This is a genomic window from Stenotrophomonas sp. a6 (assembly GCF_030913325.1).
GTDB lineage: Bacteria > Pseudomonadota > Gammaproteobacteria > Xanthomonadales > Xanthomonadaceae > Stenotrophomonas > Stenotrophomonas maltophilia.
The window spans coordinates 2682122-2707579 of sequence record NZ_CP133161.1 but is presented as its reverse complement, the minus strand read 5'-3'; the positions used below and the strand labels follow the sequence as shown (position 1 = coordinate 2707579).

The window sequence follows — 25458 nt, the reverse complement described above, 5'->3', positions numbered from 1 at the left end:
GCCTGTGAGAGGGCGGGCGCAAATACTCCGCGCACCTCCTCTCTTACAGGTGATCCCATGAATGTCTGCAACCCGATGGCGGTGCGTGCCTTCGCCCCGGCCCTGGTCGGCTGGTGCCTGGCCCTGGCGGCCGTGCTCCGGCTGGAGGAGGTGCGTGAGGACCGTCTCGCCCAGGCAATGTTGCCGGTGCTGCAGGCGAGCGTGGTGGCGCTGCTGGCCCTCACCCTGGCGTGCACGGTGGCGGCCAGCCTGGTGCTGTGGCGGCACAGGCGCCGGGATCACCGTCGCGTTGATGCCGGCACTACAGAGGCGCAGCATCCATCAGCAGGAACCGGCATGGCGCGCGCTGGAAGGCATTGATCTGCGGCACCAGCCGCTGGAAATGTTCGCTGGCGCAGTGGATGTCCAGGGCGGCGCGGTCAGGCCATTGCTCGATGAAGATGAAGTGCCCGGGATCCTTCTGGTCCACGAACAGTTCATAGCCGAGGCAGAGCGGCTCGCGCTGCGTGCACGCGACCAGTTCCCGGTACAGCGGAAGCACGGTGTCCACGGCATCGGGATGGATGAAGTCTTCGGCGATGACCTTGAGCATGCAGGCACCTCTGGATGGGGCCCTGCAGGATAGTGCCGGCGGGTGGCCGGCACCCATCCCGTCAACGCAATACTGCGTCCGCACTGACCAGCTGCACATCGTGCATCTGATTGAGGTAGGCCTCGTAGTAGCCCTTGTGCGAGGCACCGACGATGGTCAGCATGCGGGTGCCCGGGTGCTGGCCGAGCACGTCGCGCATGTTGGCGACCATGCGCAGGTTGCGGGTTTCCCAGTAGCCCACGTAGTTGCGGCCGAAGCCTTCCGGCGAGGGTTCGACGAGCGTCGCGCCGAAATCGCTGTTGAAGGCCAGCATCGCGGCCTCGGGTGCGTTGTAGGCGCGATACATCGCGAGCAATCCATCCGGTTGAGCAAGATTGGCTTCCAGTCGTTCATCGGCCGCCCTGCGCGCTTTGGCGAAGGAATTGTCCCAGGCACCGCGTATGGCGGCAGCGTAGGCCTTCTGCTGCGATTCCGGTGTAGGCGAATCCGCAGTGTGGTCGTCGACCGCCCACAGCCGCTCCAGCCCCAGGCGCGCGGCGAGGACGCCGGCCACCAGGCCGGCCTCGTTGCGGCGTGCGATGCGCGTGTCGAGGAACTGCACCAGCTCCGGTGTCAGGCTGTCCGAGGCACGTCGCTCTTCGCTGGGCAGCCGCAGCCATTGGACGACTGCCGAGCTGCTCTCGCCCGCAGCCAGGAACACTGCGGCCAATCGGCGTCGCTGGGCAGCGGTTGGCGCCTTCGGCCAATCCGCAAGCAGGCGTTCCATCTCCACGTTGGCGCTGGGCACGTCCAGGCCGGTGGCGGCCTGCGCCGGTGCCGGATCGACGCAGTAGTCCGCTACGCTGTCGGCGTATCGGGCCGGATTGCGGCGCATGAAGTCACACTGCAGGCCGGACAGGTTCTCCACTGCGATCGCGGTGGGCCGCCAGGCTTCCAGACGCTGCAGCAGAGGTTCCAGCATCGCCGGCGTGAAGGTCTCCGGCAGGCTGGACAGGTGCGGGCTGCCCAGCACCAGCACTTCGTTCGGGCGCCCTGCGGGCGGTCCCTTCAGCTGGTCCGGGTGGAAGGCCGGTCGATAGGCGGTGTCGTTGGCCAGCGCGCTGCTGCTGCACACGGCCAGGAAGAGAAGGCTGGCAAAGCGAGGGAACATGCGATCTCCATGTCGATGAGCATCCTGCGGGACCTTCATGCTGGTCATATTCTCCTGCCGCGGAATCCCGCATTGGTCATGTAAACCTTTTTGCCTTGAGCTGCATCCTTCTGCTGAGCGATGCTGTACCCAGCGCTCAGGCAATGCAGAACATGACGTCCGACGACTGGACCATCGACAGTCCGCGGCTGCACCTCCGGCCATTCATGCCCGGTGACGCCGACGAGGCATTTGCGGGAATCACCCCCGGGCTGACCCGCTACATGTCCTTCGAGCCGCCGCCGTCGAAGGAGGCGTTTGCTGCTGTCTGGCGAACGTGGCTGCCCACCATCGCCGACGGGACCGACATCACGTTCGTGATCCGCAGGCGCGAGGATGGTGTATTCCTTGGCCTGGCAGGCCTGCATCGAGCCCGTGACGCAGAACCCGAACTGGGCATCTGGATCGCAGAAATGATGCATGGGCACGGCTATGGTCGCGAAGCCGTGGCGGCGGTGTGGTCGGCCGCCTCAGGGCGCCTGCGTTGTGCTGCGTTCCGCTATCCGGTGGCCGAGCAGAACCGGTCCAGCCGTTCCCTCGCTGAGTCCCTCGGCGGACGGCCTGTAGCACGTGAGCAGGGCGTGAAGTACACGGCGATCGTCTACCGCATTCCGGCTGCAATGCACGGAGTTGCGACGGACGTCGCGGAATCCCGCTAAAGCGGCTGACGGCATCGCCGATACTCCCTCTGGATCCCGCTCCAGTCACCCGCCGCAGGACCCCAGGCTGCCCCCGATGGGCGGTCCGCGCAGTGTGTTCCGCCGCTCCCAGATGCCGATCGCACCCGCAGCAGACGTTCTTGGCAGTCGCTCGAGAGGTGCCGTTGGCACCTGTAGTCCCTGGCAACTGATGTTGCCGCCGGGCATCCCGCCCGTCGGGTCACAACCGCTTACCGGACACCGAGGATCAGACAATGCTCATTCCAGGCTTCACGGCAGGCGCGCAGGCGCCGGCCGAGCTGCACACCCGTTGGTCGCCGTGGCGTGCGCTGCTTGGCGTACTGGCGCCGCAGCAACGCACCGGCACAGAGAAGGCGATGACCGAGCGCACCGAGCTGGAAGCGCAGGTGGCCGCGCTGCATCGCGTGCAGGCCGTCATCGAGTTCGCGCTCGACGGCACCATCCTGCAGGCCAATGACAATTTCCTGCAGGCGATGGGCTACCGGCTGGAGGAGATCCAGGGCAAGCATCATTCCCTGTTCGTCGACCCCGAGCTGGCGCGCAGCGCCGAATACCGCGACTTCTGGGCGCGCTTGGGGCGCGGCGAGTACGACGCCGGACAGTACCGCCGCTTCGGCAAGGGCCAGCGCGAGATCTGGATCCAGGCCTCGTACAACCCGGTACTGGACCGCCAGGGGCGGCCGTACAAGGTGGTCAAGTTCGCGACCGACATCACCGCGCAGAAGCTGCAGGCGGCCGACTCGGCGGGGCAACTGGCCGCGATCGCCAAGTCGCAGGCGGTGATCGAGTTCAGCATGGATGGCCGCATCCTGTCGGCCAATGACAATTTCCTGGCCGCCACCGGCTACAGCCTGGACGAAGTGCGCGGGCAGCACCATTCGTTGTTTGTCGAGCCCGAGCATCGCAGCAGCATCGAATATCGCCAGTTCTGGGAGAAACTGGGGCGCGGCGAATATGACGCCGGCCAGTATCGGCGTCTTGGCAAAGGCGGGCGTGAGGTCTGGATCCAGGCGTCCTACAACCCGATCCTGGACCTCAATGGCAAGCCGTTCAAGGTCGTCAAGTACGCCACCGACATCACCGCGCAGGTGCATGAAAACCAGGCCATGCAGCGCGCGGTGGCGCAGACCCGCGAGGTGGTGGCCGCGGCCAAGCAGGGCGATCTGACCCAGCGCGTGGCCACCGCCGACAAGAATGGCTCGATCGCCGAACTGTGCGAAGGCGTGAATTCGCTGGTCGAGGCGATGGCCGCGATCATCGGCCAGATCAAGTTCGCCGCGGACACCATCGCGGTCGGCGCGACTGAAATCGCACAGGGCAACAGCGACCTCTCGCAGCGCACCGAGCAGCAGGCGGCTTCGCTCGAGGAAACCGCGGTGTCGATGAAGGGCCTGGCCGAGACCGTGCAGCGCACCGCCACCAACGCGCGCCAGGCGAGCCAGCTGGCCGGTGGAGCCGCCGATGTCGCTGCGCGCGGCGGCAGTGTGGTGCATGAGGTGGTCGAGACGATGGCGGTGATCAATGCCTCGTCGCGGCGCATCGTCGACATCATCGGGGTGATCGACGGCATCGCCTTCCAGACCAACATTCTCGCGCTGAACGCAGCGGTGGAGGCGGCGCGTGCCGGTGAACACGGCCGTGGATTTGCCGTGGTTGCCACCGAGATCCGCGAGCTGTCGCAGCGTTCGGCCAGCGCAGCGAAGGAGATCAAGCACCTGATCGATGAGTCGGTTGCCAATGTGGGTGCCGGTACGGCGCAGGTTGAGAGCGCGGGCCGCACCATGGACGAGATCGTGACCAACGTGCGCCGGGTGAGCGACCTGATGACCGAAATCAGCACTGCCTCGCAGCAGCAGAGCGACGACATCCAGCAGATGAACCATGCCGTCGATCTGATCGACCAGGGCACCCAGCAGAACGCGGCCCTGGTCGAGGAGGCGTCGGCGGCAGCACGCAGCATGGAAGAGCAGTCGGCGCAGCTGCTGCAGACGGTGGCCAGCTTCCGCTTGCAGGGCGGTGCCGGGCACCGGCACGGAGCGGCGGCGCTGCATGCGGTCTAGGCGCGGCGACCGGACTGTTCTTCCTTGGTTTCGGTCTCGCCGCGTACGCAGTTGCGACCGGCATGCTTGGCGCGATACAGGGCCTGGTCGGCGCGTTCGACCAGGCCGCGCGGATCGCCGTCTTCGCCGGGTGCCTGCCAGGCCACGCCGATGCTGATGGTGACGGTGGCCACGGGGGCGGGCAGGGCTGCGGCTTCGACCGAAGCGCGCAGCCGTTCGCCCAGGCCCAGGGCGTGGGTGGCATCGGGCGAGGGCAGGGCGGCGATGAACTCTTCGCCGCCATAGCGGGCCAGCAGATCGTCGCCCCGTTGCAGGCAGCCATCGAGGATGCCGGCGACGGCACGCAGGCGCCGATCACCTTCCGGGTGGCCGTAGGTGTCGTTCAGCCGTTTGAAGTGGTCGATGTCGATCATCAGTACCGCCAGGCCCTGGTCCTGGCGGCGCGCGCGGCGGTGGGCCCGATCCAGCGATTCATCGAAGCTGCGCCGGTTGCCCAGTCCGGTCAGCGGATCGCGCCGCGCCAGCGTTTCCAGTTCATCGCGCTGGCGCTGGATCTCGACCTGGCTCAGCACGCTGCGCAGCGCATAGCCGAGCAGGGAGCCGATGAAGCCGACCGTGGCCAGGGTCGGCTGCAGGCGCGCGACCAGAAGCGCCACCAGCATCAGCAGCAAGGGCAGCATCAGTGGTACGCCGGCATCGATGATGCGCCGCAGGCTGCGGGATACCTCCATTGCCGGGCAGCGACGATGGCTGCCCGCCAGGATGGCCAGCAGCACGAACAGTCCACTGATCAGCAGGTCGCCCCAATTGCCGTCGGGCACCTGCGGCTGATAGGTATTGATGTAGAAGGCCAGCAGGAAGTAGCCCAGCGCGTAGATCGTCAGCGTCCGGAAAAAATCGCGGCGGTCCGGATCGTCCTCGGCCAGGAAACGGATCAGCGCGAAGCAGAACACCAGGCTGTTCTGCACGCCGCTCATGGTGTTCAGGCACTGCGTCCACAAGGCGGTGTTCAGCGGCGCCATGGCCCGCGCATGCAGGTAGTGCAGCAGCCAAAGCAGGGCAATGATCCCGAGGTCCACCGCACGGATGTAGCGGTTCCCGCCGCCCGGGCTTGCAGCGACGTAGGTCAGGGGGATCCGGTAGAACACGTACAGGATCAGTGTTGAGGCGGTCATCTGCGCAGGGGCGAGGCCGGCCACATTGCGGTACAGCAGCGCCAGCAGCGCGAGAGAGAACAGGCCGACGGCCGCGCCGAGCAGTCGCCACTGGCAGGCCGCCTGGCTGACACGTGCACGCCGTACGCAGGCCAGTGCAGCCAGCAGCGGGGCGGTGATCAGCATCAGGTAGGAGCCGACCGGGTCCTGCGGGCCGACAAAGGCAATGACGAGCGCGTGCGTGACGAGAAAAAACAGTGCAGCACGCAACGTCATGCAGTCCCCCACCCCCGGATCCGGCGGGATCACGATAGGCAGATGTACGTGAGGCTGGCAAGAAAAGTGTGCACTACGTCTAGCGACAACCCTGTCAGCGGTCGCAGTTTTGCGTCAACACAGTGACACCGGAGCGGCTATATGGGCCTGCATCGCCTGAAAAGCAAAAGGCCAGGTCATGGACCTGGCCTTTGATGCTGTGGTGCCGGTGAAAGGACTCGAACCTTCATGGGGTCACCCCCGGCTGATTTTGAGTCAGCTGCGTATACCATTCCGCCACACCGGCAGGCAGCGTGTGAGTGTAACCGAGGAGGGCAGGGCTTTCATAGGGGCAAGGCAGATCGAGGCGTTTCCTGTCGGCATCGGCTCTGCGATGGCTATACTGCGCCGGCTTGAATGCCTCCAGGAGCCATAGCCGATGACAGTGTTGCAGGACCTGAGGGTGCTGGTGGTCGAGAACGACGAGATGAGCGCAGCCTTGCTGCAGATGCAGCTGGTGCATGCCGGCGCGACCGTGGTCGGGTTGGCGGCGAGCGTGGCTGAAGCATTGCGCGTGCTGGAAGACTCGGTCCCCGATGTGGCCCTGCTGGACTATCGCCTGGCCCGCAACGAGACCAGCGAGCCGGTGGCGGCAGCATTGTCGGCGCGAGGCGTACCGTTCGTGCTTGCCACCGGAATGCTGGCTGAGCAGCTGCCCGAGTCTATGCTGTCCGGAGTACTGCTGGTCAAGCCGTATCTGTCGGCGGACCTGACCCGGGCGCTGAGCCGTGCGGTGGGCCGTTCCAGCGCAACGGCGTGAGAACGGCGCTTCAGCCGGCCTCCTCGTACAGGTAACGGATGTCCTCGCGGTCGTCGAGGATGCTGTACTGCCCGGCCAGGTTGTCCGGATCGGGGTTGAGCCACGCATCGAGATGCTCCCCGCGGATCGGTATCACGCCGCGATCGTGACCTGCCGCGGCGACATCGCGTGGCGGGGTGTCGGTGATCGTGGCGAATGAGAGCAGGCGTCCTTCCGGTCCCTCCCATTCCGCCCAGAGGCAGGCCAGAAGCAGGTCGCGGGGCGGGTCGGGGCGAAACTCCAGCACCACATCCTGTTCCTTTTCACTGGCGCCAAGCGCGCGCCCTGCGATCGCGTGGCGTGGTACGTGCTCATAGAACGCCTGCACCACGACAACGCCGTGGCGAAGGCCGAACGCGCCGCGCCAATAGCCTTCCAGGCTGTCGCGTCGTGCGTTGTAGGTGCCGGGGTAGAGCACGTCGTTGCGTGCCGGCTTGTCCGGCAGCCGGCATTGGTAGCGCATCGGCTTGATCACCCGTCGGCCGCTCTCGCTGACCATCACCGGCGCGTAGGTGCCGGGAAAAATGCGGTTGTCGCGCGGCAGTAGTTGTACCCGGTGCAGGTCCTCAAGCCGGGCCTGGGCGCGCTCGATGCGGTTGCCGGCCACGCGCAGGTCGTTGCGTGCCTTCTGGGTGGGGCGGGTGGCGAGCGTCGCGTGGGCGATATCGCGGCGCTCGCGTTGGCGGGCCAGCTCCGCCTCCAGAGCCTGGCGTTCCTGCGCATGCCACTGCTGGATCTTCGCGACGATGTCGCGACCCTGTTCGGTGCGCGCGCCGGCAAAGCCGTCGTCCATGGCCTTGGGGGTTTTCGGCCGCTTCTTGCCGGGATCGTGCGCGTACAGTTCGGCGAACTCCTCCAGCGACAGGATGGCACCGAACTCGCGGACCAGCTTGGCGTAGTCAGCGCGGATCAGGGCGGAATAGCACATGGGAACTCTGCAGGCCTGGGTCGCAGTCGTTGCGACGTGGATGCGGCAGGATAGCCCGACCTACAGGGAGATACCGCATGAATGATTCCGTCAGCTGCCAGTTCCGCGAAGCTGTCCCCACGGTCGAAGACTATTGCCAGCTGCGTGTGCTGGCGGGCCTCAGTGCCAAGAGCCAGGAGGCGGCGGCACGCGCGCTGCCCAATACCCTGTATGGCGTGTGCGCCTACCAGGGCAATGAGCTGGTAGCGATGGGCCGCATCGTTGGCGATGGTGGGTGCCACCTGCAGGTCTGTGATATCGCCGTGCTGCCGCGCCTGCAGGGGCAGGGCCTGGGCAAGGAAGTGATGCGTCGCCTGGATGGCTGGATGCAGGCGAACCTGCCGCCGTCTGCATACGTCAGCCTTCTGGCCGATGGTGAAGCGCACCGGTTGTACGCGCAGTTTGGTTTCGCACCCACCGCACCTGCATCGATCGGGATGTATCGCCGGTTCTGAGGTGTGTTCAGGCTGAGGCCATCCATGCGTGGCATGGATCTACTGGGCCAACCGGCCGCCGGATCCATCCCGGCCCTGCAGTAGATCCACGCCATGCGTGGACAGGGCTTTCCCGGGAATCTCAGGCAAAGAAAAACCCCGGCCGAAGCCAGGGTTTTCAAGAATTGGCGTCCCCACGGGGATTCGAACCCCGGTCGCCACCGTGAAAGGGTGATGTCCTAGGCCTCTAGACGATGGGGACGCACGAAAACTTCAAGTTGTAGATCCTTCGACGGCCTAATGTCGAAGTGGTGGAGCCAAGCGGGATCGAACCGCTGACCTCCTGCATGCCATGCAGGCGCTCTCCCAGCTGAGCTATGGCCCCATGAAACTCCGGATGATCTGCCGGGAGCAGAGTCCGTTTTGAAACTGGCGTCCCCACGGGGATTCGAACCCCGGTCGCCACCGTGAAAGGGTGATGTCCTAGGCCTCTAGACGATGGGGACGCACGAAAAACTTCAAGTTGTAGAACCTTCGACGGCCTAATGTCGAAAGTGGTGGAGCCAAGCGGGATCGAACCGCTGACCTCCTGCATGCCATGCAGGCGCTCTCCCAGCTGAGCTATGGCCCCGTGTTACCGGGCCGCCTATCATACCTGCGTGTTCACGTTTGTGGAAGTCTTTTTTGAACTTTTTTCGTTCCGGTTCAACCGCAGCCACGAGGGCAGGGGAACCGCAACGCCACACCCTGAATACCGGTAGGCGGTGAACAAAAAAGACCCGGTTATCGGCCGGGTCCTCGTTGTTCGTGATGAGTGGCGTCCCCACGGGGATTCGAACCCCGGTCGCCACCGTGAAAGGGTGATGTCCTAGGCCTCTAGACGATGGGGACGCAATTCTCATCAATGTTCTTTAGCGACCTTTCGACGGCCTAATGCCGAAAGATTGGTGGAGCCAAGCGGGATCGAACCGCTGACCTCCTGCATGCCATGCAGGCGCTCTCCCAGCTGAGCTATGGCCCCACGTCGCTGAGGAGCGAAATAATAGCCTTGCCCCAGGGGGTTGGCAAGCATTTGTTGCACTTTTCTTCACGCGTGTTGCGAAGCCGATGTCAGTCGCCTGCGGCGGTGGTGTCGTCGGTCAGAGCGGCCAGGATCGGGCACTGGTCCAGCGCGCCATGGCCGGGGCAGGCGTCGACCAGCTGCGACAGCGCGATGTGCATGCGCTGCAGTTCGGCCATCCGTTGTGCGATGTCCTGCAGGCGGGCCTGCGCGGTGTCACGCACGCTGCCCATGTCCTGCTGGTGGTGATCACTGAGCGCGAGCAGTTCTCCGATTTCCTCCAGGCTGAAGCCCAGTGCCTTGGCGCGGCGGATGAAGCGCAGCCGGCGCAGATCCGGCTCGCCGAAGATGCGGTAACCCCCGGCCGAGCGCGCCGCCGTCGGCAGCAGCTGCTGCCGTTCGTAATAGCGGACCGTATCGATCGGCACGCCCGCCTGACGGGCCAGTTGTCCAATGTTCATGGCAGCTTTCCTGCGGATCCTGCCGGCCATTGTGAAGCCTGGAGTCTGGTCGAGAGTCAAGGCTTCAGCTCGGTGCGCGCATTCAGCCCACTTTGCAACTTTCTTCATAGCCCCGCAGATGGGCCTGTTCCTACCCTTCGCCTGAACCGGCCGTTCGATGGCCTGCAACGAACCGAGGAGGTGGTCTGTGGAGGGAGTCAGGAACGAAGCATTCGTAGAGGTTGCGGTGGTCGAATATCCGGGAGGGGACCCCTCCGCCGCCTCTGTGCTGGCCGAAATGGCCCACGTCGCCAACCGCCTGGCCCAACAGCAGCGCCGACCCTTCAAGCGTGTGCTTGTCACCCGCTGGATCGTTCCCGCCAGCCAGACCGGTGTACACCGCATCGCGGGTGCTGAAATGCTCGACGCCGCCATTCCCGCGGTGATCGCGGTTCCCGGCCAGATCAGCCCCGGAGCCTGTCTGCGCGCCGAAGAGGTCCTGCTGGACTGGTTGCGGGCCCATTATGACGGGGGCAGCCTGCTGGCTGCTGCCAGCGACGGGGTCGGTGTACTGGCCCGTGCGGGACTGCTGGCCGGAAGAACGGTCAGCGGCCCCGATCTGGGGCGACATCCAGGGTTGCAGGCGCAGGCGGTGAGCTGGGTGCCCAGTGAGCGGGCGCTGGTCGACGATGGCGATCTGCTGACGGTTGGCGGATCGCAGGCATGGCGTTTCCTCGGGCTGCGTTTGCTGTACCGGCTGCACGGGCAGGGCGTGGCGAGCGCGGTCGCGCAACAGCTCGGGATCGTCGTGCCCGCAGGAATCCAGCAGGATCTTGAGCGTTTCAGTGCCAACTTCGCCCACGGTGACCGCGATGTACTGAAGGCCCAGCGCTGGCTGCATACCACTGCCGCACGAGGAGCCACTCTGGCCGCAATCTGCGAGGTTTCCGGATTGGAACCGCGCACCCTGCAGCGGCGCTTCCTCCGAGCGACCGGTCTGCGGCCGATCGAATACTGCCAACGGCTGCGCATTGCCAAGGCGCAGACCCTGCTGCAGCAGGGCGCAGGCATCGAGGAGGTGGCCTGGGGGGTGGGCTACGCTGATCAGAGCGCGTTCCGACGACTGTTCCTCCGCATCGTGGGCATGACACCGGCCAACTATCGCCGCCACGTCAACTGCAAGCGGCGGGAGCGACCGTTGATGCCGTCGGTGGCCGGAAGTCTGCGCGGCCTGCAGGCGTCCCCCGGAATGCAGTTGGGGCGGAGTGCGGCCTGACCATGGGGGGGCGGGCGAGCGCTTGCAACCTGGGCGTGACGCTTTGACCATGCAGGCAGTGGAACTTGAACAGGTGGGCTGATGTCGAGTGTTGGACCGGTACCGATACCGGTGGTGTTGATCCTGATGTGCACGTTGCTGGCCATGACCGTTGCCCGTCTTTGGCCGCGCAGGGCAGTGGGAATGCCGCTGCCGTCGGCAGCAGGCATCGTGCTGGACATGCTGCTGATCGGCCTGCTGTGTGGTCGTGTCAGTTTTGTTGTGCTGAATTTCGCGCTCTATCGTTCGGAGCCCTGGAGCATTCTGCAGGTCACCGATGGTGGCTATCACCTGATGGTGGTGCTGGTGGCCGGGCTGTCGTGGGGATTATGGCGTCTGCGGCCGTGGCGTCAGTTGCGTGCACCGGTGCTGACGAGCGCACTGGTAGGTGTGTTGTTCTGGGTCGCTGGTGGCCAGTTGCTGTCGGCATGGCAGGAGCGGCAGATGCCGTTGCCGGCGCTGCAGGTGGCGGACCTTCAAGGCGATCGTATCGATCTGCAGCAGTTCCGCGGCAAGCCGCTGGTGCTGAATCTGTGGGCCACATGGTGCGGGCCCTGCCGCCGTGAGATGCCGGTGCTGGCGACGGCACAACAGGCACATGATGACGTGCAGTTCGTATTCCTCAACCAGGGTGAAACCCTGGATGAGGTCCAGGGTTTCCTCGCCGGCGAACGACTGATGCTGGGCAACGTGCTGCTGGATGATGACGCTGCTGCTTCCACCGTGCTCGGCATTCAGGCGTATCCTTCCACGCTCTTTTTCGGTGCCGATGGGCGCCTGCGTGAACTGCACCTGGGCGAACTGACCGCAGCCGGCCTTGAACACAAACTGCGCCGGCTGCGGTAGCCTGCGCGGGCATCTCACTACGGAGTTCCCATGTTGTCGATTTCCCTGCGCACCGCCCCGGCGGTGCTCCTGCTGCCGGTCATGCTGGCATTGGCCGCCTGCAGCCAGGCACAGACGCCGCCGGGCAAGGCCGCCACGGCATCGGCGACGACTGCTCCGGCATCTGCCGCCAAGGGCGACCGTCCAGCGGTGCTGAAGGGCATCGAGAAGCACGGCTTCGAGGTCGTTGCCGAGTTCGATGCGCCGGACGGCCTGCGCGGTTTTGCTGGCGTGGTGGGAGGGCAGCAGCCTGCAGCGGCCTATGTCACGGCCGATGGCAAGCACGTACTGGTGGGCAGCCTGTTCGATGCCGAAGGTAATGATGTGGCTGCCGAAGCGGTCGAGAAGCTGGTTGCCGCACCGATGTCGGCCAAAATGTGGACCAAGCTCGAAGCCAGCGCCTGGGTACGTGATGGCAAGGCCGACGCGCCCCGCGTGGTCTATACCTTCAGCGATGCCAACTGCCCGTATTGCCACAAGTTCTGGGAGGCGGCCCGTCCGTGGGTCGACGCCGGCAAGGTACAGTTGCGCCACATCATGGTGGGTGTGATCCGCGAGGACAGTCCGGCCAAGGCCGCAGCCATCCTCTCCGCACGTGATCCGAGCGCGGCGCTGCTGGAGAACGAACACCAGTTCGACCGTGGCGGCATCAAAGCGCTGCCGAACATCAGCCGCGAGATCGCCGGCAAGCTCGACGCCAACCAGGTGTTGATGCTGGAGATGGGGTTCCAGGGCACCCCGGGCATCCTGTTCCAGGATGCACAGGGCCAGGTGCAGCGCCGGGCCGGATTGCCGCAGGGCGACGACCTGCAGACGGTGCTTGGTCCGCGCTGATCCACGCCTGCATGATGATGTAGACCACAGGCCCGCATGGTGACATGCGGGCCTGTTGCGTTCCTGCCTCAGGCGAACACAACCGCTTGCGCATTGTCTGTTCGTCGTCACGTCTGAATCGTGACTGAGATCAAGCATCGTGCCTTGATTCCAATCAAGGCCAAAAGCGACAAACAGACTAGCCTTTGACGCATGGAATACAGCGTCAATGCGCGATGGATGCCGCGCTCGCCACGCCCTGATCAGGGTCGGCCGGCACAGCCATTCACGACACTCTCACTCTGTGCTTGTTACCCAGACCGCTGCGGTCGCCACCTCTCTGGCAGCGCGGCCTTGATGGAGTCGACATGGGTGCAGGCGGGGCAGTGTCATCGTCCTGTTGCCTGCCGTGCGCAGGCTGGCCGATGTCGTCGACGCAGTACCCGCATTTCCAGCAACGGCAACGCGAAGCCAGGGCGGCGCATGCATGCGCTCCGGAACCGTGATGCGAGTGTTCGTCAGGGGAGGATGCAATGCGTTTGGCCGTACTGAGTCTGGCATGCCTGGGGGCACTGGCGATCACGCCGGCGTACGCTCAACAGGGTGATGCAGAGGATGCGCAGGCATTGCGGCGCGAGATGGCCGCCATGCGCCAGGCGCTGGAACGCATGCAGCAACGGCTGGACCGGCTTGAGCAGCGCGATGCTGCGCCTGTGCAGGCAACAGCCGCGCCTGCAATGGCGCCGATGGCCTCTGCCGCCCCTTCCGACGTGATCCATCGCACCCAGGTGCCGGGCGTGGCGCAGCCGGTACTGCCGCAGCGCGATTCGGTCGCTGATCCGTCCACTGCGGCATCGCGACCGGACAGTGCGGCGGGCCCGACCGACCCGGATCTGAAGGGGTTCTTTGCCATACCCGGCACTGATACGGTGATCCGCATCGGCGGTTACGCCAAGCTGGATGCCATCGCCGATTCGCGCGCGGCCGGCGACGAGGATCAGTTCATTCCCTCGTCGATGCCGGTGGGCGGCAGCCACCGCGATGTCTCCAACTTCAACATCCACGCCAAGCAGACCCGCTTCAGCTTCGAGGCGCGGCGTCCAACCACGCACGGCAACCTGCGCTTCTATCTGGAGAACGACTTCTTCGGCAGCAGCGATGGCTACGAGTTCCGCCTGCGGCATGCGTATGGACAGCTCGGCAATACCTATGCCGGCTATGGCTACTCCAGCTTCATGGACCCGGACAGCCTGCCCGACACGCTGGACTTCGCCGGGCCGGGCGGCGCCGGCTATCTGCTGGTGGCCGGCATCCACCACAGCTTCACGATGGGCAAGGGCAACACGCTGACCGTGGCGGCCGAAGACCCGAAGACTGAACTTGCCGGTGCCAATGATGAGCGGGCTGCGGTGAACCGTCTGCCGGACGTAACCGTGACCGCGCGCATGGAGCGCGACTGGGGCCACCTGCAGGTGGGCGCGGTGGCTCGCAGCCTGGCCTATGACGGCGATGGCGAGCGCGACCGGCGAATGGCCGGCGGCCTGCAGGTGAGTGGCTCGGCCTCGGTGGGCGAGCGCGACCTGCTGCTGTTCGGTGCGCTGGGAGGACGCGGCCTCAGCCGCTATACCGCCGACCTGACCGGCTCCGGGCTGGACGCGGTGGTCGGTGCCGATGGCCGCCTCGACGCGTTGGACCTGCACGGCGGCTTCGTCGGCTATACCCACTACTGGTCCGAGTTGTGGCGATCGAACCTGATCTTCGGCCAGCTGACCTTGGAGCGGAACGCCGAACTGGCGGCCGATGCCTTACGACAGAGCCGGTACGGCGTATTCAACCTGATCTGGAGCCCCGCGCCGTCCTGGACGATGGGCATGGAGCTGCTGTACGGCCGCCTGGAACAGCAGGGCGGCGCGCGCGGCGACACGGTCCGGGTGCAGGGCAGCCTGCAATACAACTTCATCAAATAGGCGCCAGCGGTCGTACGCCAGCGCAACCGTCCCCACGCCCGGTGCTGCCGGGCTCATGCCAGTACCGGAGATCGTCATGGCAGAAGCAAAGAAAATCGGGGTGGTCGGAGCCACCTTCCTCGTCGCCGGCAACATGATGGGCTCAGGCGTGTTCCTGCTGCCATCGAGCCTGGCCAAGATTGGTACCGCCTCGATCTGGGGCTGGTTGATCACCACCGCCGGTGCGCTGTTGCTGGCCTTCGTGTTCGCCAAGCTGGGCAAGCTGGCACCCAAGGCGGGCGGCCCGTACGCCTATGCGCGCGACTGGTTCGGGCCGTACATGGGCTTTCAGACCAACACCATCTACTGGTTCGCCAACTGGATCGGCAACGTCGCCATTCCGATCGCCGCAGTAGGCTATTTCAGCTACTTCTTCCCGATCCTGTCCGAGCCGCTGGTGCGCTGCATCGCGGTGCTGATCCTGGTGTGGGCGCTGAGTTTCGCCAACGTGATCGGTCCGGCGTTCGTCAGCCGGGTGCAGACCGTCACCACCAGTTTTGCGCTGGTGCCGATCCTGGGCATCGCCATCTTCGGCTGGTTCTTCTTCGATGCCGACATCTTCAAGGGCGCCTACAACGTGTCGGGTGAATCCAACTTCGGCGCGATCTCCAGCGCCGCGGCGCTGACGCTGTGGGCCTTCATTGGCGTCGAGTCGGCCTCGGTCACCGCTGGTGTGGTCGAGAACCCGGAAAAGAACGTGGCCCGTGCCACCCTCGCCGGCGTGTTCCTGGCCGCCATCGCCTATATCGCCAGCTCCTCGGTGATCATGGGCATGGTGCCCAATGGCGAACTGCAGACTTCCGATGCGCCGTTCGCACTGGCTGCGGCCAAGGCCGTCGGTGGCTGGGGCGGTGCGCTGGTCAGCCTGTGTGCCTTCATCGGTGCCGCCGGTTCGCTGGGCGGCTGGATCCTGCTGACCGCACAGAGCGCCAAGGCAGCCTCCGATGACGGCCTGTTCCCGAGCATCTTCAGCAAGACCAACAAGGACGACGTGCCGGTCAAGGGTGTGCTGATCGTGGCCGTGCTGATGACCCTGGCGGTGCTGGTCACCTCCACCTCGGAAACCGCGTCGGCACAGTTCGACGTGATCACATCGGCGGCGGTGGTGCTGACCCTGCTGCCCTACATCTACTCGTGCGTGGCCTGCTACTTCGTGGTCGAGCGCTCGCACACCCTGGTCCACACCGGTGCGTTCTGGACCCTGACCAGCCTGACCGTCGTTTATTGCCTGTGGGCGATCTACGGCTCGTCGGGAACCATCGTGCAGTACGCGTTCCTGTTCGTGCTGTTCATCACCGTGTTCTATCCCTTCTTCAGCGAGGAGCGCCGCCAGCAGCGGCAGCGCGCCCGCGAGGCCTCGGCGATCAGCGCCGGCGCCCAGCGTTCCTGAGTTAGACAAGGAGAATCAACGTGTACTTCAAGTCCCTGGACTACCCGGTCATTGTCATCGACAACGACTACGAGTCGCCGCGCATCGGCGGCATCCTGATCCGCGCCCTGGTGGAAGAGCTGCGCAGCAACGACCAGCGCGTGCTGTGCGGCCTGAACCTGGATGATGCCCGTGCCGGTGCCCGCACCTACGTGGCGGCGTCGGCGGTGCTGATCTCGATCGATGGCAGCGAAGAGGTGGATGGCGAGTTCCAGCGCCTGACCGCCTTCCTGCGCGAGCAGAGCGCGCGCCGCGCCAACCTGCCGGTGTTCCTGTACGGCGAGCGCCGCACCATCGAGAAGGTGCCGAGCAAGCTGCTCAAGTACATTCACGGCTTCATCTTCCTGTTCGAAGACACCAAGAGCTTCATCTCGCGGCAGGTGATGCGCGCGGCCGAAGACTACATGAAGAACCTGCTGCCGCCGTTCTTCAAGGCGCTGATCCATCACGCGGCCGAGTCGAACTATTCCTGGCATACGCCTGGCCATGCGGGCGGCGTGGCGTTCACCAAATCGCCGGTCGGCCGCGCGTTCCATCAGTTCTATGGCGAGAACACGCTGCGCAGCGATCTGTCGATCTCGGTGCCGGAACTGGGTTCGCTGCTTGACCATACTGGTCCGATCAAGGACGCCGAGAACGAGGCCGCACGCAACTTCGGTGCCGACCATACCTTCTTCGTCACCAACGGCACTTCCACCGCCAACAAGATCGTCTGGCACGGCACAGTGGCCCGCGGCGACGTGGTGTTCGTCGACCGCAACTGCCACAAGTCGCTGCTGCACGCGCTGATCATGACCGGCGCGGTGCCGGTGTACTTCACCCCCAGCCGCAACGCGCATGGCATCATCGGCCCGATCAGCCTGGACCAGTTCACGCCCGAGTCGCTGCAGCAGCGTATCGCCGCCAACCCGCTGGCCAGCAAGGCCTACAAGGCCGGCTCCAAGCCGCGCATCGCAGTGGTGACCAACTCCACCTACGATGGCCTGTGCTACAACGCCGAGAAGATCGCCGACGAGATCGGCAGCGCGGTGGACTTCCTGCATTTCGACGAAGCCTGGTACGCCTACGCTGCGTTCCATCCGTTCTACGAGAACCACTACGGCATGGCCAAGGGCAAGCCGCGCGAGCAGGATGCGATCATCTTCACCACGCATTCCACGCACAAGCTGCTGGCCGCGTTCTCGCAGGCCTCGATGATCCACGTGCGCAACTCGGCGCAGCGCAACCTGGATGCCGAGCGCTTCAACGAGTCGTTCATGATGCACACCTCGACCAGCCCGCATTACGGAGTGATCGCGGCCTGTGATGTGGCCTCGAAGATGATGGAAGGCGACGCCGGCCGTTCGCTGGTGCAGGAAATGCATGACGAGGCGATCGCGTTCCGCCGCGCGATGCTGCATGTCCGCGATGATCTCGGCCGCGACGACTGGTGGTTCAGCGTGTGGCAACCGACCCAGGTCGAGCGCAGTCTGGACAAGGGCGATACGCCGGCACCGATGGTGGCCAAGCGCGAGGAGTGGTACCTGCAGCCGGATGCGCACTGGCACGGCTTCGAGAACCTGGTGGATGACTATGTTCTGATCGACCCGATCAAGGTGACCCTGCTGACCCCGGGCCTGGCGATGGACGGCAGCATGGGCAAGCTGGGCATTCCGGCGGCGGTGCTGAGCAAGTTCCTGTGGGGCCGCGGCATCACCGTGGAGAAGACCAACCTGTACTCGGTGCTGTTCCTGTTCTCGATGGGCATCACCAAGGGCAAGTGGAGCACCCTGGTCACCGAACTGATGGCGTTCAAGGAACTGTACGACCGCAACGCGCCGCTCAGCCAGGCACTGCCGACGCTGGCCGCCGACTACCCGAATGCCTACGCCGGTTGGGGCCTGCGTGACCTGTGCGACGCGCTGCATGCGTTCAACCAGGAATTCGCGGTGGCCAAGGTGATGCGCGAGATGTACGTGGATCTGCCGACGCCGGTGATGACCCCGGCCGATGCCTACAACCACCTGGTGAAGGGCGAGATCGAGCGGGTCGACATCGAGCAGGTCAGTGGTCGCATCGCCGCGACCATGCTGGTGCCGTACCCGCCGGGCATTCCGACCATCATGCCGGGCGAGCGCTTTGGCGACAGCGATGAGCCGATCATCCAGTCGCTGCGCATCGCCCGTGAGCAGAATGCCCGCTTCCCGGGCTTCGAGTCGGACGTGCACGGGCTCATCATCGAGAACGCCGGCGATGTGACCTCGTACAAGGTGGAGGTACTGAAGGCCTGACCGGCGACGGTCGGCCCTTCGGCGAACGATGGATACCGCGCGCGAGCAACGCATCCTGAAGTTCTCGATCGGGGTCACCATCGCGGTCAGCGTGGTCGGCTTCAGCGGTGGCCTGCTGGTGGGATCGCAGGCCATCCTGTTCGACGGTGTGTACAGCCTGGTCGACGTTGCCCTGACCCTGGTGTCGTTGTCGGTGCTGCGGCTGGTGGCGCGGGAACAGAGCCCGCGCTTCCAGTACGGCTACTGGCACCTGGAGCCGATGGTCGAGGCGCTGGGCGGTGTGATCCTGTCGCTGGCCTGCGTGTATGCGCTGGCCAACGCGGTGATTGGTTTGACCACGGGCGGACACGAGGTGAGATTCGGGCCCGCGCTGTGGTGGGCGGCGCTGCTGAGTGCCAGCAACCTGGCGATGGCGGCGTTCGTCGCCCAGCGGGCGCGGCGCCTGCGCTCGGCGCTGTTGTGGCTGGATGTACGGGGCTGGCTGCTGGGTGGGTTGATGAGCCTGGCGGTAGTGCTGGCCTTCGTACTGGCCCTGGTCCTGCATGGCGGTGAGTGGCACCACTGGGTGCCGTATCTGGATTCGATCGTGCTGGCATTGATCAGCCTGGCGGTACTGCCGGTACCGGCGCGCAGTGCGTGGAAGGCCATGCGCGAAGTACTGCAGGTGGCGCCGGATGATCTGGACCGGCGCGTGCAGCAGGTCATGCAGGCATTCGTGGCCGAGCGTGGCTATGCCGGTTTCACCAGCCACGTGGCGAAGATGGGGCGGATGCGCTTCATCGAAATCCATGTGCTGGCCGATCCGGCTACGCCCTTGGGCTCGGTGGGCGAGGTCGATGCGATGCGTGACGAGATCGCGGTCAGGCTGGATGCGCGCGGCAGCACGTTCTGGCTGACCATCGATTTCACCGCAGACCCGGCGTGGACCTGACCACGCTTCTGTAGAGTCGAGATTGCTCGACTGCTTTTCGTCAGCGGAAGTCGAGCAGGCTCGATTCCACGGGATCGCGTGATCGTTGCGCGTGGCAGACCGGTCTGTTGCACCGGATCCATTTGACCTCAACCGGGGTTGAGGTCACAGACTGCCGGCAACCCCCACGAGGCGCGCGGCATGAATCTGCTGACCACACCGGACCTCAGCCATGGCCTGCTGGAGCTGTTCAATCCACCGGGCCTCTACGATCCTTCGGCCAACGGCTACTCACACGTGGCGGTGGTGCGCCTGCCGGCACGGGTGATCCACGTGGCCGGGCAGGGCGGTGAAGATGCCCAGGGTCGTCTCTCACCCAGCTTCGAAGAACAGGTCGGGCAGGCGCTGGACAACCTGCAGACCGCGCTGCGCTCGGCGCAGGCAGGCCTGGCCGACGTGGTACGGCTGCGTATCTTGGTGGTCGATCACGACGAGGACCGGCTGGGCATCATCGCCCATCAGGTGCGGCGGCGCTGGCCGAACCGCGCGGCGCCCACCTGCACGCTGATCCCGGTGCCGCGACTGGCGCTGGACGGCATGCTGTTCGAGATCGAGGCGGAGGCCTACGCCGCCTAGCGCAGGTAGTACTCCACCGGCACCACCAGTTCCTGTGGTGCCTTCAGTTCACCGGGAATGGGCGGCAGCGGCTGCGCGCGACGGAAGGTCTGCAGCGCAGCGTCATCGAGCATCGGCTGGCCACTGGACTGTTCCAGCCGCAGTGCCAGCAGGCGGCCTTCGCGGTCGATGCTGGCCCTGACCCAGGCAGTGCCCTGCTGCCGGCGCGAGCGCGCGGCGGCAGGGTAATAGCGGTAACGCTCCAGCCGCGCCATCAGGCGGGCTTCCCACTGGTCGCTGGCGGCGCCGGCCTGGAAGTCCGCCGGTGGCGCGTCTGGAGCGGGCGGAGCGGCCGTGATCGATGCCGGTGCGGGACTGGCATCGGTCGCGGCCGCCGGCGGGGCGACCGGCAGCGGCTTTCGACCCGTACCGCCCGTTTCGCTGGCGGCCAACTCGCCCTCGCGCGCGGCGGTGGGTTTCGGTGGCGGGGGCGACTTTGTCGGTTGCGATGCGCGCGCCTGCTGCGCCTGGCTGGGGGTGTCGGCCTGGCGCTCCTCTACGGGCTGTGGCGGCGTGGCCGGTGCCAGCAGGCGCAGGCTGATGCGCACGTCCTGCTCCGGCGGCGGCAGCATCGGCGGCACAGCGACCCAGTGCACCAACAGCAGCAGGGGCAGCAGGTGCAGGACGACAGTGATCGCGATCGCCCGCCAGTGTTGGCCACGCTCACTCATCGTCCAGCACCCACAGCAGATCAGCATCCGTCGCATCGACGGTTTCACCCGGCGAAGCCAATGCGATCACCAGCGCAGGCGTAGCTGGTGACAGGTAGCCCGGTACCCCGGTACCGCGCAGTACATGCCAGCGCCCCGCTACCAGCAGCGCCGGCGCGGGCGCATCGAGCAGCACCTGTGCCATGCGTGTGTCGCGGGCCTGTTGCACGGCCAGCATCCCTTCCAGCATCGGTGCTGCGTCTGCGTGCTGGGCCAGCACCACCGCCGACAGGCGCTGGCGGGCAGCGGCCACCGGGAACCGCACGCCCTCGGTGGACGCGAGCAGCGCGTTGACCTCGGCACGCGACAGGTTGCCGCCGAACAGCGGCGTGCCTGCATCGGCAGCATCCTGTACCAGCCCGCCATACGCGGCCCACGGCCAACGTGTATCCCAGTCCAGCAGTTCCTGCAGGCGTGCACCTTCGGCCTGGTTGCCCTTGGCCAGCCAGCGCTGCACCCGCTGCAGGCGTGGCTGGCGCTCGCTGGCGATCATTTCCAGCACCAGCGAACCCTGCGGGCGCCGCCGCTGCAGCGCCTGCAGCAGCCAGCGCTGGGCGGCGTGGTCTCCGGCGAGGTCATGGCGCTCACCCAGCAGCAGCCTCCGGGCGTCCGCCGCACGCGCCACGAACGCGGCTTCGTCCAGGTGCTGGCCGTTGGCCAGGTCGATCACTGAGCCAGGCATCGGCTGCGCGCTGGCCACGGTCGCCAGCGCGAGCAGGCATACGGGCAGCCAGCGACGGCTAGAACGCCACATTGACGCCCATCGAGACGGTACGGCCACGGCCGTTGCCGCGGTCCAGGATCGGGCTGAAGATGCTGTCGATCGAGGCATTGTTGTCATAGGCCTTGTTCTGCAGGTTTTCGATGTTCAGCCACAGCGTGGTGTTGGCCTGGGGCTTGAAGCTGGCGTAGAAGTCGAGCAGCACGCCGGTGCCGCCGGTCTTGCGGGTCTGGAAGAAGTCGTAGCCTTCCTCGGTCGGCCCGGAGTACTCGGCGCGCAGGCCGGCCTGCACGCGCTGCTGCCACCAGCGGCCGCCCACGTCCAGCGTCCAGTAGCGGTCGGGCAGGGCGGTGATGTCTTCCAGGTTGACGAACTCGATGGCCGGCGCACTGGTGTGCGAGCGGGTCCAGCTCAGCGTGGCGTGGTAGTGCTCGCTGGCGTAATGCGCTTCCAGTTCGATACCGCGCATGCGCACCACGCCGGGGTGGTTCATCCAGCGCGTGGTGGTGCTGAAGTCGTCCACGTCCAGCGCATCGGTCCAGGCAGTGAGTTGCGGATCGCTGTCGATCGGCACCACGAACGGTTCCACTTCCGGCGGATGCACGATCAGCAGGTACTGCGGCTTGATGTAGTCGCGGATGCGGTTGTCGAAGCGGGTGATCCGCAGCTGTGCCAGGTCACCGTCGACCAGCAGCGAGTCGGTGCTGAGGTTGGCACCAAACTGCAGGTTGCGCGAGCGCTCGCGGCGCAGGAACGGGTTGGCGCCCACGCCATCGGCATCGCTCATGCCTTCCAGCGGGATCTTCTCGAAGAACATCTCCTGCACCCGCGGCGGGCGGGAAGTACGCGAGGCTTCTGCGAACAGCTGCAGCCAGTCGGTGGCCTGCCACGATACCGCCAGGCTGGGGCTGAGTGCGCGCTCGGTGCGACGCACGTCGATGCCGCCGCCATTGATCTCCGCGCACTGGCCGGGCACATCCGAGCACACCGGGATGTGGCCACGGATGCCGAAGCGGTCCTGGCGCAGGCCGGCGGTCAGCGCGTAGATGTCGTACTGCAGCTCCAGCGTGCTGAACACGCTGTCCAGCTGGCTGCGACCTTGCGGGTTGGCACCGCGCAGGACGGGGGTGTCGGCCACATAGATGTCCGACTGGTGCTTGATGCCGGTGTTCCAGCGCGCCTGCAGTGCCCCGATGTCGAAGCGGCTGGTGTTGTCCACGGTCCAGCTGCTCAGGCTGCTGTGGGTGCGGCGACCGATGTAGCTGGAATCCTCCACTGGCGGATAGAACAGCCGGGTCTTGTTGCCGGCGAAGGTTGCACGCAGGTCGATCCACGGCGAATAGGGTGTGTAGTGGTAGCTGGCGCGCTGGTTGCGCGCGGAAATCTGCCACGGATAGTTGTGGTAGAAGTTGTTTTCGTAACGCATGTGGCTCAGGTCCAGCCGGTGCTGGTCGCTGGGCTGCAGGCGTGCTTTCAACAGCCAGCTGCTGGGCTGCTGGCTGCCCGGGTCGGCGTTGTTCTTCTGCCTACGCGCGGTCGCGTATTCGCTGCTGCGGCTGCTGCTGGCAGCGGCCAGCAGGCCGAACTGGCGGTCGCCACCCTCTTCACTGTGGCGCCAGGCACCGGCGAAGGTACGGCCGCTGCCGTAGCCGTTGTTGCCGTGGCGATAGCCTGCACGCAGGCCCCAGTCACGGCCCTCACCGAGCAGATCGTCGATATCCAGCGTGCGGAAGTTGGCACTGCCGGCCAGCGTACCCGCACCATCACCACCGGCGACCGCACCGCGTTGCACGTCCACGCCGGCCAGCAGGAAAGGATCGACATAGGCGAACGGACCACCCGAGCCATGCCCGGCATTGTTGCGAAATGTCTGGGTGACACCGTCGATCATGGTGTTGACCCGGCCAGCACCGGTCATGCCGCGGATGTTGACCTGCAGGCCCGGCTGGCTGCGCGAATGGAAGCTGTGGGTGCCAGGCATCGAGCGCAGCAGGCTGTTGCCTTCCTGGCGTTCGGCCATCGCCACGCGCTCGCTGCCGACCGAGGGCGCAAAGCCATCGCGGGTGGCCGGTACATATTGGCTGGCGCCGGCACCCGGTGCCTGGCCGTGTGCGGTAGTACCCTGCACCCGCAGCGGGCCGGTGCGGCGGCTGCCATCGGCGCGTTCGGCCGGCGCCGGTTCCAGGGCGGCACGACGCGCATCCACGAAGCGCGGGCGCAGGCCGCTGCCTGCCAGCAGGCGCGTCAGGGCCTGCGCATCGTCGAAGTCACCGCGCAGCGCAGGCGCCGAATGACCTGGGGGCAGCGCCGCGCCGATCACCAGATCGACACCGGTCAGCCGGCTGTAGGCGTCCAGCGCGGCCGCCAGTGGCTGGGCGGGCAGATCGTAGCTTCGAGTGGCGGCCTGCGCGTGGGCGCTGTTTGGCAGCAGGGGAACGGTGCTGGCGCAGGCCAGCGACAGGGCGAGGACAAGGGGGCGGGGGCACAGCATCGGGGGCTCCAGGGGCTGACGCAGAGCGTCGTCATCCTGGGTAGACGCAGCCGCAGGCCGGATGTCAGGGTCCATCACGCCGTTCCCTGCGTGGCGGCAGCCACACCTGTACGCCGTCGCCGAGGCGCAGCACGCGCACCTGCAACTGAGTGGCCAACTGGTCGCGGTTGCTGGCTGCGCCGTCGGCACTGCCAAGCAGGGTGACCGGCTGCTGGCGCAGCTGCTCGCCGATGACCCATGTGTGCCCGCCGTGCCAGCGGTCCAGGCCCTGCGTGACGTCGGCCAGCGGGGCCGAGACCCAGTGCAGGCGCCGTTCGCGCCAGGCCAGTGTTCCCGGGGCGGTGGTTGTTGCATCGGCTGTTGACTGCCCATCGAAGCGCAGCTGCTCGCCGTCGTTGGCCAGCATGCTGGCGTTGCCGCTGTCCACGCGCACGCGATGCTCGGTAACGGTGACCACGCTGCTGTTGCCCTGCACGGCAAGATCGAATGCGGTCCCCAGTGCAGTGACGGTGCCCTGCGGAGTGTGTACCTGGAAGGGCCGGTCGGCATCGGCGGCGACCTGGAACCAGGCCTGGCCACGCTGCAACTGGAGCTGGCGGCGCTGCCCATCGATGCGCACCTTCACTTCGCTGCCGGGTGACAGCAGGACATGCGAACCATCCGGAAGGGTCTCATCGCGGATCTCGCCAGCGGCCGTACGCAGTACCTGCGCCACCGGCGGCGAGGCATGGCGGCTGTAGAGACCCAGCGCACACAGCAACAGAACCGCAATGCCGGCTTCGCGCAGGCGACGGCGTTGCCTGCGCTGCTGTTGCCGCTGCAGGCTGGGCAGCGTCGCGCCTGCCTGCCACAGGTGCTGCAGATACTGGTACTGCGCGGCATGTCGGGGGTCGGCCTGGCACCACTGGTCGAACGCGTTCTCGTCGCGGGTGCCATCGTGTCCATCCAGCCACCAGCGTGCGGCTTCGCGCGCGATCGCGTCCTGGCTCATGCGCCGGGCACCTGCTGCAGGGCGACGAGGGCGCGCAGCAGATGGCCGTGCGCGGTCTGCCGGCTGATGCCCAGCTGACGGCCGATCTCGGCCAGGGCCATCTGTTCCACACGCGCCAGCAGGAACACCTGGCGCGAGCGCGGTGGCAGCGCGGCGATGATCGCATCGAGATGACGCAGCTGTTCGGCGTCGAGCAGTCGCTGCTCGGGCAGTGGTGCAGGATCGGCGATGGCCTGCAACTGCGTGTCATCCAGTACCTCTTCGCGACGGCGCTGGCGCTGCCGGTAGTGATCCGCGATCAGGTTGTGGGCGACGCGGTACAGATAGGCGCGGCCGTTGCTCAGCAGGCCGCTGGCGGCGACTTTGACGACACGCAGCCAGGTTTCCTGGACGACGTCATCGGCGTCGCTGCGTTGCGGGAGTTTGCGGCGGACATGGGCGTGCAGCGGCCGGTAATGGGCCGCGCACAGCTGCGCGACATCCGTCGGTTCGACAGGCGTGGACACGGGGCGGGCGACAACTGGGAAAGGGAACAGCCCGCGGCGGCAAGGG

At 66.1% G+C, this 25458-nt stretch carries 23 protein-coding genes and 7 tRNA genes; 13 read left to right on the top strand and 17 right to left on the bottom strand.

Annotated elements, in window-relative coordinates; genetic code table 11:
- Positions 1-57: 57 nt before the first annotated feature.
- The gene (locus Q9Q79_RS12515) at positions 58-360 is read left to right on the top strand and encodes a hypothetical protein (RefSeq protein WP_201861776.1); all 303 of its coding nucleotides are present in this window, start codon (positions 58-60) and stop codon (positions 358-360) included.
- Here the strand turns inward: Q9Q79_RS12515 and Q9Q79_RS12510 are convergent.
- Both Q9Q79_RS12510 and Q9Q79_RS12505 read right to left on the bottom strand, forming a co-directional pair.
- Positions 302-592 (bottom strand): putative quinol monooxygenase, encoded by a 291-nt coding sequence (locus Q9Q79_RS12510; protein WP_024957815.1) that lies wholly within the window; start codon positions 590-592, stop codon positions 302-304. The genes Q9Q79_RS12515 and Q9Q79_RS12510 overlap by 59 nt on opposite strands.
- 61 nt (positions 593-653) lie before the next feature.
- Positions 654-1742: a DUF5694 domain-containing protein gene (locus Q9Q79_RS12505; protein WP_062607289.1), complete on the bottom strand. Its 1089-nt coding sequence runs from the start codon at positions 1740-1742 to the stop codon at positions 654-656.
- A 152-nt stretch (positions 1743-1894) separates the two neighbouring features.
- Between Q9Q79_RS12505 and Q9Q79_RS12500 the strand changes: the two genes are divergently transcribed.
- Positions 1895-2440, top strand: a complete 546-nt coding sequence (locus tag Q9Q79_RS12500) for a GNAT family N-acetyltransferase (protein ID WP_236672440.1) — start codon at positions 1895-1897, stop codon at positions 2438-2440.
- 254 nt (positions 2441-2694) lie between these two features.
- Complete coding sequence (locus tag Q9Q79_RS12495) at positions 2695-4521, top strand: methyl-accepting chemotaxis protein (RefSeq protein WP_188246420.1); 1827 nt, start codon at positions 2695-2697, stop codon at positions 4519-4521.
- Here the strand turns inward: Q9Q79_RS12495 and Q9Q79_RS12490 are convergent.
- A complete protein-coding gene (locus Q9Q79_RS12490; protein WP_201861773.1) occupies positions 4518-5951 on the bottom strand; it encodes a GGDEF domain-containing protein in 1434 nt (477 codons plus the stop codon). The genes Q9Q79_RS12495 and Q9Q79_RS12490 overlap by 4 nt on opposite strands.
- Positions 5952-6151: 200 nt before the next feature.
- Positions 6152-6237 (bottom strand) — tRNA-Leu (locus tag Q9Q79_RS12485).
- A 132-nt stretch (positions 6238-6369) separates the two neighbouring features.
- Here Q9Q79_RS12485 and Q9Q79_RS12480 point away from each other — a divergent pair.
- Positions 6370-6750: a response regulator gene (locus tag Q9Q79_RS12480; RefSeq protein ID WP_005410076.1), complete on the top strand. Its 381-nt coding sequence runs from the start codon at positions 6370-6372 to the stop codon at positions 6748-6750.
- Positions 6751-6760: 10 nt separating this feature from the next.
- On the opposite strand, the gene Q9Q79_RS12475 is transcribed toward Q9Q79_RS12480, so the two are convergent.
- On the bottom strand, positions 6761-7717 hold the full coding sequence (locus Q9Q79_RS12475; protein ID WP_049459243.1) for an SOS response-associated peptidase family protein: 957 nt from the start codon (positions 7715-7717) through the stop codon (positions 6761-6763).
- Between the two features lie 77 nt (positions 7718-7794).
- Between Q9Q79_RS12475 and Q9Q79_RS12470 the strand changes: the two genes are divergently transcribed.
- Positions 7795-8211, top strand: coding sequence for a GNAT family N-acetyltransferase (locus Q9Q79_RS12470; protein ID WP_005410074.1), 417 nt, complete (start codon positions 7795-7797; stop codon positions 8209-8211).
- 165 nt (positions 8212-8376) lie between these two features.
- On the opposite strand, the gene Q9Q79_RS12465 is transcribed toward Q9Q79_RS12470, so the two are convergent.
- From Q9Q79_RS12465 to Q9Q79_RS12435, 7 genes are all read right to left on the bottom strand, one after another.
- Positions 8377-8452 (bottom strand) — tRNA-Glu (locus Q9Q79_RS12465).
- Between the two features lie 47 nt (positions 8453-8499).
- Positions 8500-8575: transfer RNA gene (locus tag Q9Q79_RS12460), tRNA-Ala, on the bottom strand.
- Between the two features lie 45 nt (positions 8576-8620).
- Positions 8621-8696, bottom strand: a tRNA-Glu gene (locus Q9Q79_RS12455).
- A gap of 49 nt (positions 8697-8745) precedes the next feature.
- A tRNA-Ala gene (locus Q9Q79_RS12450) sits at positions 8746-8821 on the bottom strand.
- Between the two features lie 184 nt (positions 8822-9005).
- Positions 9006-9081 (bottom strand) — tRNA-Glu (locus Q9Q79_RS12445).
- A gap of 54 nt (positions 9082-9135) precedes the next feature.
- Positions 9136-9211, bottom strand: a tRNA-Ala gene (locus tag Q9Q79_RS12440).
- A gap of 89 nt (positions 9212-9300) precedes the next feature.
- Positions 9301-9711 (bottom strand): heavy metal-responsive transcriptional regulator, encoded by a 411-nt coding sequence (locus Q9Q79_RS12435; RefSeq protein ID WP_005410073.1) that lies wholly within the window; start codon positions 9709-9711, stop codon positions 9301-9303.
- Between the two features lie 187 nt (positions 9712-9898).
- Here Q9Q79_RS12435 and Q9Q79_RS12430 point away from each other — a divergent pair, with 187 nt between their 5' ends.
- From Q9Q79_RS12430 to Q9Q79_RS12395, 8 genes are all read left to right on the top strand, one after another.
- Entirely contained in the window at positions 9899-10966 is a 1068-nt protein-coding gene (locus Q9Q79_RS12430; RefSeq protein ID WP_005410072.1) for a helix-turn-helix domain-containing protein, read from the top strand.
- Positions 10967-11047: 81 nt separating this feature from the next.
- The gene (locus Q9Q79_RS12425; RefSeq protein ID WP_012480601.1) at positions 11048-11851 is read left to right on the top strand and encodes a TlpA disulfide reductase family protein; all 804 of its coding nucleotides are present in this window, start codon (positions 11048-11050) and stop codon (positions 11849-11851) included.
- Between the two features lie 30 nt (positions 11852-11881).
- Entirely contained in the window at positions 11882-12724 is an 843-nt protein-coding gene (gene dsbG / locus Q9Q79_RS12420) for a thiol:disulfide interchange protein DsbG (RefSeq protein ID WP_005410070.1), read from the top strand.
- A 512-nt stretch (positions 12725-13236) separates the two neighbouring features.
- Positions 13237-14670 (top strand): DcaP family trimeric outer membrane transporter, encoded by a 1434-nt coding sequence (locus Q9Q79_RS12415; protein WP_076739895.1) that lies wholly within the window; start codon positions 13237-13239, stop codon positions 14668-14670.
- 76 nt (positions 14671-14746) lie between these two features.
- Positions 14747-16099 carry an arginine/agmatine antiporter gene (gene adiC, locus Q9Q79_RS12410; RefSeq protein WP_005410068.1) on the top strand — a complete coding sequence of 451 codons (1353 nt, stop codon included), beginning with the start codon at positions 14747-14749 and terminating at the stop codon, positions 16097-16099.
- Positions 16100-16119: 20 nt separating this feature from the next.
- Positions 16120-18408 (top strand): Orn/Lys/Arg decarboxylase N-terminal domain-containing protein, encoded by a 2289-nt coding sequence (locus Q9Q79_RS12405; RefSeq protein ID WP_065184149.1) that lies wholly within the window; start codon positions 16120-16122, stop codon positions 18406-18408.
- 28 nt (positions 18409-18436) lie between these two features.
- Positions 18437-19339, top strand: a complete 903-nt coding sequence (locus Q9Q79_RS12400) for a cation diffusion facilitator family transporter (protein WP_065184148.1) — start codon at positions 18437-18439, stop codon at positions 19337-19339.
- Positions 19340-19519: 180 nt separating this feature from the next.
- Entirely contained in the window at positions 19520-19954 is a 435-nt protein-coding gene (locus Q9Q79_RS12395; RefSeq protein ID WP_005413799.1) for a RidA family protein, read from the top strand.
- Here Q9Q79_RS12395 and Q9Q79_RS12390 read toward each other — a convergent pair.
- The 5 genes from Q9Q79_RS12390 to Q9Q79_RS12370 all read right to left on the bottom strand — a co-directional run bounded on the left by Q9Q79_RS12390 (position 19951) and on the right by Q9Q79_RS12370 (position 25412).
- A complete protein-coding gene (locus Q9Q79_RS12390) occupies positions 19951-20664 on the bottom strand; it encodes an energy transducer TonB (protein ID WP_044570450.1) in 714 nt (237 codons plus the stop codon). The two genes, Q9Q79_RS12395 and Q9Q79_RS12390, sit on opposite strands and share 4 nt — an antisense overlap.
- The gene (locus tag Q9Q79_RS12385) at positions 20657-21457 is read right to left on the bottom strand and encodes a ChaN family lipoprotein (RefSeq protein WP_201861771.1); all 801 of its coding nucleotides are present in this window, start codon (positions 21455-21457) and stop codon (positions 20657-20659) included. The genes Q9Q79_RS12390 and Q9Q79_RS12385 overlap by 8 nt, the downstream gene beginning before the upstream one ends.
- Entirely contained in the window at positions 21444-23915 is a 2472-nt protein-coding gene (locus Q9Q79_RS12380) for a TonB-dependent receptor (protein ID WP_065184152.1), read from the bottom strand. The genes Q9Q79_RS12385 and Q9Q79_RS12380 overlap by 14 nt, the downstream gene beginning before the upstream one ends.
- A 64-nt stretch (positions 23916-23979) precedes the next feature.
- Positions 23980-24906: a FecR domain-containing protein gene (locus Q9Q79_RS12375; RefSeq protein ID WP_062607278.1), complete on the bottom strand. Its 927-nt coding sequence runs from the start codon at positions 24904-24906 to the stop codon at positions 23980-23982.
- Positions 24903-25412, bottom strand: a complete 510-nt coding sequence (locus Q9Q79_RS12370; RefSeq protein ID WP_049460409.1) for a sigma-70 family RNA polymerase sigma factor — start codon at positions 25410-25412, stop codon at positions 24903-24905. The genes Q9Q79_RS12375 and Q9Q79_RS12370 overlap by 4 nt, the downstream gene beginning before the upstream one ends.
- Between the last annotated feature and the right edge of the window lie 46 nt (positions 25413-25458).

Coding starts and splice junctions, on each gene's coding strand:
- Q9Q79_RS12515 (WP_201861776.1), top strand. CDS start 58: ATGAATGTCTGCAACCCGATGGCGGTGCGTGCCTTCGCCCCGGCCCTG.
- Q9Q79_RS12510 (WP_024957815.1), bottom strand. CDS start 592: ATGCTCAAGGTCATCGCCGAAGACTTCATCCATCCCGATGCCGTGGAC.
- Q9Q79_RS12505 (WP_062607289.1), bottom strand. CDS start 1,742: ATGTTCCCTCGCTTTGCCAGCCTTCTCTTCCTGGCCGTGTGCAGCAGC.
- Q9Q79_RS12500 (WP_236672440.1), top strand. CDS start 1,895: ATGACGTCCGACGACTGGACCATCGACAGTCCGCGGCTGCACCTCCGG.
- Q9Q79_RS12495 (WP_188246420.1), top strand. CDS start 2,695: ATGCTCATTCCAGGCTTCACGGCAGGCGCGCAGGCGCCGGCCGAGCTG.
- Q9Q79_RS12490 (WP_201861773.1), bottom strand. CDS start 5,951: ATGACGTTGCGTGCTGCACTGTTTTTTCTCGTCACGCACGCGCTCGTC.
- Q9Q79_RS12480 (WP_005410076.1), top strand. CDS start 6,370: ATGACAGTGTTGCAGGACCTGAGGGTGCTGGTGGTCGAGAACGACGAG.
- Q9Q79_RS12475 (WP_049459243.1), bottom strand. CDS start 7,717: ATGTGCTATTCCGCCCTGATCCGCGCTGACTACGCCAAGCTGGTCCGC.
- Q9Q79_RS12470 (WP_005410074.1), top strand. CDS start 7,795: ATGAATGATTCCGTCAGCTGCCAGTTCCGCGAAGCTGTCCCCACGGTC.
- Q9Q79_RS12435 (WP_005410073.1), bottom strand. CDS start 9,711: ATGAACATTGGACAACTGGCCCGTCAGGCGGGCGTGCCGATCGATACG.
- Q9Q79_RS12425 (WP_012480601.1), top strand. CDS start 11,048: ATGTCGAGTGTTGGACCGGTACCGATACCGGTGGTGTTGATCCTGATG.
- dsbG (WP_005410070.1), top strand. CDS start 11,882: ATGTTGTCGATTTCCCTGCGCACCGCCCCGGCGGTGCTCCTGCTGCCG.
- Q9Q79_RS12415 (WP_076739895.1), top strand. CDS start 13,237: ATGCGTTTGGCCGTACTGAGTCTGGCATGCCTGGGGGCACTGGCGATC.
- adiC (WP_005410068.1), top strand. CDS start 14,747: ATGGCAGAAGCAAAGAAAATCGGGGTGGTCGGAGCCACCTTCCTCGTC.
- Q9Q79_RS12400 (WP_065184148.1), top strand. CDS start 18,437: ATGGATACCGCGCGCGAGCAACGCATCCTGAAGTTCTCGATCGGGGTC.
- Q9Q79_RS12395 (WP_005413799.1), top strand. CDS start 19,520: ATGAATCTGCTGACCACACCGGACCTCAGCCATGGCCTGCTGGAGCTG.
- Q9Q79_RS12390 (WP_044570450.1), bottom strand. CDS start 20,664: ATGAGTGAGCGTGGCCAACACTGGCGGGCGATCGCGATCACTGTCGTC.
- Q9Q79_RS12385 (WP_201861771.1), bottom strand. CDS start 21,457: ATGTGGCGTTCTAGCCGTCGCTGGCTGCCCGTATGCCTGCTCGCGCTG.
- Q9Q79_RS12380 (WP_065184152.1), bottom strand. CDS start 23,915: ATGCTGTGCCCCCGCCCCCTTGTCCTCGCCCTGTCGCTGGCCTGCGCC.
- Q9Q79_RS12375 (WP_062607278.1), bottom strand. CDS start 24,906: ATGAGCCAGGACGCGATCGCGCGCGAAGCCGCACGCTGGTGGCTGGAT.